Raw genomic sequence first — 1,143 nt, 5'->3', positions numbered from 1 at the left:
AGACTGGACACCTTCGGTGTGTACCGCCGCGCCATTGGTGACATCGACGGTCCAGCCCGTGCCGCCGCCGCCGCCGATCGACTGGGCGATGATACCCGTGGAGCGGTCACCAAGCGTGTGAATCAGCCCTGAATTGATGCCGACCGTCACTGCCTTGGCGTCGCTGGCAGTGCCGGCCTTGCCGCCGATGCTGACAGCAGCCACAAGACCCGCGCCGTTCAACGAGAAGCCGCCATTGCCACCGCCGCCGCCGACCGACTGCACGATGACGCCGGCCGAGTCCGACTGATGGGTCGTGACGTCAAGTGTTGTCGTCGAGAAGAACTTTGCCGTCCCGGCTTCGCCGCCCCCCGCGCCCGAACCACCGATGCCCACGCTTGCGTTGACGCTCAGGCCGAACTGGCCGCCGCCATTTCCGCCACCGCCACCGATCGATTGCACGATGATACCGGCCGACCTTTCGCGGAAAGTCTCGACCGAACCATTATAGGTGGCTTCCGTCGCCACGCCCTTGCCGGCCGCGCCGCCTCTTCCCCCCATGCCGAAGCCGGCAATCGCCGACAGTGTGCCGGAAAAGCCGCCATTGCCGCCGCCGCCGCCGACCGACTGCACGATCAGGCCGGCCGAATCCGCGCCGTCCGTGGTGATCGATTGCATCGCGCCATCAGCCGTGCGCAGCGTGACGGCATCGGCATCGCCGCCGCCTGCGCCACTGCCGCCGACACCCACACTGGCGCCGAAGCTGGCAGCGCCGGAAAAGCCGCCATTGCCGCCGCCGCCGCCGATCGATTGGGCAACGATGCCGGTCGACCGATCCCCCGAGGTGTTGACGGTGCCGCCGACGGTCGCGTCGACCACGCCGCCTTTACCCGCCTTGCCGCCACTGCCGCCGACGCCCACTGCTGCGACGGTCGAGCCGGAAAGTGCAAACCCGCCATTGCCGCCGCCGCCGCCCACCGACTGCATAAGCACGCCGATGGAATCGTCCCCGAGCGTGGTGACCTTGGCGTTCGCAACGTTGTAATTCACCTTGTCGCCGTCACCCGCCGCATCGCCTGATCCGCCTACCGACACACCCACCAGGCCGCCAATGGCAATGGCGCCGCCGCCATTGCCGCCGCCGCCGCCGACCGACTGTGCGAT

At 68.5% G+C, this 1,143-nt stretch carries 1 pseudogene; it reads right to left on the bottom strand.

The features are described 5' to 3' along the window. A pseudogene (locus EN884_RS36570) lies at positions 1-1,143 on the bottom strand (autotransporter outer membrane beta-barrel domain-containing protein); the annotation flags it as partial.

This window comes from Mesorhizobium sp. M7A.F.Ca.AU.001.01.1.1 (assembly GCF_004022735.1).
In the GTDB taxonomy this organism is placed as follows: domain Bacteria; phylum Pseudomonadota; class Alphaproteobacteria; order Rhizobiales; family Rhizobiaceae; genus Mesorhizobium; species Mesorhizobium ciceri.
The sequence above is the reverse complement of the archived record's forward strand: the minus strand, read 5'-3'. Positions and strand labels throughout refer to the sequence as shown.